Origin of the sequence: Turicibacter sp., from assembly GCF_017941855.1 — a bacterium.
Classification (GTDB): domain Bacteria; phylum Bacillota_I; class Bacilli_A; order MOL361; family Turicibacteraceae; genus Turicibacter; species Turicibacter sanguinis.
In genome coordinates this window covers 1-3254 of record NZ_JAGAVR010000036.1, presented here as the reverse complement: position 1 = coordinate 3254, position 3254 = coordinate 1, and the positions used below count along the sequence as shown (strand labels likewise).

The window sequence follows — 3254 nt, the reverse complement described above, 5'->3', positions numbered from 1 at the left end:
TTTTGAATAGGGAACGGTCTGAAATTAGGACGAATAAAAGAGTCAAAATGAACGTCCATTCTACTTTTATGAGATGAAACACGGACATTAAAATGATGCCAAGTAAAAAAGAATAGGCTAATACCTTTTTAGGTTGTTCGATGTTTGTGCAAGATAATTCAGCTTGCAGAGGTTCTTTTTTATCCCTTAACACAATAACAAGTAGTAAGGCAAAGGACATAAGCCCGAGTGGAAAGGTTATTTTTAAAAATTCACTCGGTGATAAATGGTAATAAGAATATAAGTATAAGTTTTGTGGGTTTCCAATCGGGGTGAGGCTACTTCCGAGGTTTGCGGCGAGCGTTAATAAAACGATGAGTTTAATCGGGTTGAGGTGTGTTGATTTGACTAAGATGAGCGCTAACGGCACAAAGGTAATTAAGGCAACATCATTTGTAATGATCATGGCCATGAAGAAGGTTAATAACATTAATCCAAGGGTCAGTTGTTTCGTATTTTGACAACGACTTAAGATGAGTGTTGAAATTTTGTCTAAGACATTGAGTTTTTTAAAAGCAGCGACGACAATCATCAAGTTAAAAAGTAACATTAAAACATTAAAATCGATATGTGAGGTGTGTAAACCTGTAAAAAAAGAGGATAGTAGTGCTAAACAGGAAGCAATCACGAGTACGATTTCTTTTTTAATCCAATTCTTTAGTGTATTCAAAATTATTCCCTCCAAATTCTTTCAAACCTTAATTATACCATAATTAGCATTAACTGTTATAAGGCAATAGGTCTTAGATTTTCATTTTGTAACAGATAAATAAATTTTCAAGGAAAAATCCTTACGGTCGGATCAGTTACGGATGAAAAAAGTTTTTTAAAGGTCACGCTAAAAGGATTGAAAAGACACAAGGAAAAGTTAAGTCAGACTTCTTAGATAAGAGGATTTTAAGTGCTACAACTATCTTAAATTAATTTAACCATTGACGATATTTTATGATAAACTAAATAAAGTGAACGAATTTACAATGAATACTGGAGTGTAAAAATGACAGCATTAGAGAAAAAACTACAACAGGAAGTCATCAAAAACTGTGAAGTAGCAGAAAAAGAGTATGACTGCAAAATGACAAGATTTCTCCAAACCATTGAACGATTTGGAATTGTGAGAACTGCACAAGAAATTTTAAGAAAAGGCAGAACATCAGACTGTTTTAATCAGTTAGCTGAAGCGGGACGCCTTGATTTAACGATGGAGGCCACAATTATTAAAAGTGAATATTCTGAGTTATTCACGGATGAAGAAGTTAATGATTGTTATGCTTTATTATGTGAAAGGGGATATTACTAAACATTGTCCTCATCAAAACAAAAAACCATTATCGATATGAAGATAATGGTTTTTTGTTTTGTTATTATTTAATAAATAGGATACTAAATAATGATGGATAATAGTTTAGGAAGTCATAAAATGTATCGTAAAAAAATCATCTTATTTTTTTTACTAATCTCCGTATCGAGTATGTTCTGTTTTCCTAATTTGAAGATAAGTCCATCGGCTCAAAAAGTTGAGGAACAGCAATCAAAAATGGCAACAATTACCTTTAATCAAGAGATGAAAGTGAGTGATCCTAATTATAACAGAGTATCGCTTGAACAAATCAAGGAAATTGCCAATTTAGATTCGGTTCAATCAGTAGAGTATCATTTAGGACTTGAGCTGTATAGTGAGAAGTTGAAACTTCTAAATGAACTCGCGAAAGAAGGAGACATGGCTTGTTCTACCGTTCCTATCACTCAATTTATTACAAATGGTGTCACTCATACGCAAGTTGCTATCTTAAAGGAAGACATCATGATATTCAAAGAAGGGCGAAGTTTTATTGAGGATGAACTAAAGAAAACGACTTTTGAAAAAGTACCAGTCTTAATTTCAGAAGAGTTCGCAACCCTCAATTATTTAAGATTAGGTTCAGATTTTACATTAGATAACCGTGTTTATGTGATCCATTAAGAAATCTTGAAAAATTAGACTTAGAAAAAGTTTATGCCGAGGAGAATATAATGGACAGCGAAACATATGAATTTGAATTGATTGGTATTTTTTACCAAATAAAAGTAATGAGATTCAAGCAAATGTATGATCAGGAGTCTTGGTGGGCGAACTCCGAAATTGAATACCACGTTTTGTTCCAAAATCAAAAGGCTAGTATGCCATTATTTATTTTAAAAGATTGTGCAGATTGGGAAAAATTTAAGAAAGAAGCGAATCAAATTTTGTTTCCTTACCATCAAATTGAGAGCGTGACGACACGAGAGATTTATAAATTATTTTGAGGACGAAAGGCATGTAGACTAAAAACGTATCTTAATTCAGAATTGATTTCTGTTACAGATATGTTGTTTCTTTATAAATGGTACAGATGGTGCCCTCATAGCGTCCACATCCTGTCAAGCCGGGGAGGGAGCTTGCGCAATCCGATTAGTAGAAACGGCCATCCCCATTAAGTTATCTAATGTATAATTTGTTTACACAAGGCTGGTTGAATGAGTTTTTTTAAAAATAAGTAACCCTACTTTTACATAATGAAAAAACTCATAATCCATTGATCTAATTTTGAACAAGTCTGTTAAGTTGATCATGACATAGCTTAAGCTTCCTAATTCATTATTGGAATATTAGAAAATCTTATCTCACTAGTAGCATTCCTGAATATTTAAATACATAGAATTGTAGAGACATTACTTTTTTAGGGGGAATATGATGAATGATCAGAGATATGTTACGTTATCACTCGAACTACACTTATATTTTTTAAGAATCATGAAGGAACACTCACTTTTTTTGGAAGCTGGATTCACGCCACAAGACTCCGGACTTGCTTATGAGGCAGAACAGTATAAGTGTGAATTTGAAAAATTATTAGCCTATACCGTGGGTGTTAGTAATGGAATAATAAGACCCAACGTTTTAAATTCTGGCGAACTGATAACTGAATTCACATTCGGGACAGAGGCAAAGACTCAAATGTTTACTGGGATAGAAATAAACAGTAGTATAACTAATATAGAAGCAGGGTTATACAGTGGAACGAATCCTTTGGTTAGCCCTAATTTAGTAAACTATGGATAGGTTACAATTAATTAGACAGTTTTTTTAAGGTCATGTAGAATTATAAATAATATCAATCTAAAGGAGCTTTAACATGACCCAAACTAAAACTCGTAGACCACGCCGTACGTATACAGATGAATTTAAAAACCAA

General features: G+C 33.0%; 5 protein-coding genes. 4 read left to right on the top strand and 1 reads right to left on the bottom strand.

Annotation, left to right across the window (positions count from 1 at the left end; translation table 11 throughout):
* On the bottom strand, positions 1–709 hold a 709-nt coding region (locus J6D32_RS06025), incomplete at its 3' end, for an SLC13 family permease (protein WP_287467394.1).
* 327 nt (positions 710–1036) lie between these two features.
* Here J6D32_RS06025 and J6D32_RS06020 point away from each other — a divergent pair.
* The 4 genes from J6D32_RS06020 (at position 1037) to J6D32_RS06005 (ending at position 3121) form a co-directional block, all read left to right on the top strand.
* A complete protein-coding gene (locus J6D32_RS06020) occupies positions 1037–1339 on the top strand; it encodes a hypothetical protein (RefSeq protein WP_006785767.1) in 303 nt (100 codons plus the stop codon).
* A 90-nt stretch (positions 1340–1429) separates the two neighbouring features.
* A complete protein-coding gene (locus tag J6D32_RS06015) occupies positions 1430–2002 on the top strand; it encodes a hypothetical protein (protein WP_287467393.1) in 573 nt (190 codons plus the stop codon).
* A 50-nt stretch (positions 2003–2052) separates the two neighbouring features.
* Positions 2053–2325: a hypothetical protein gene (locus J6D32_RS06010; RefSeq protein ID WP_287467392.1), complete on the top strand. Its 273-nt coding sequence runs from the start codon at positions 2053–2055 to the stop codon at positions 2323–2325.
* A 427-nt stretch (positions 2326–2752) separates the two neighbouring features.
* Positions 2753–3121, top strand: coding sequence for a DUF2935 domain-containing protein (locus J6D32_RS06005; RefSeq protein WP_055163978.1), 369 nt, complete (start codon positions 2753–2755; stop codon positions 3119–3121).
* Positions 3122–3254 lie beyond the last annotated feature (133 nt).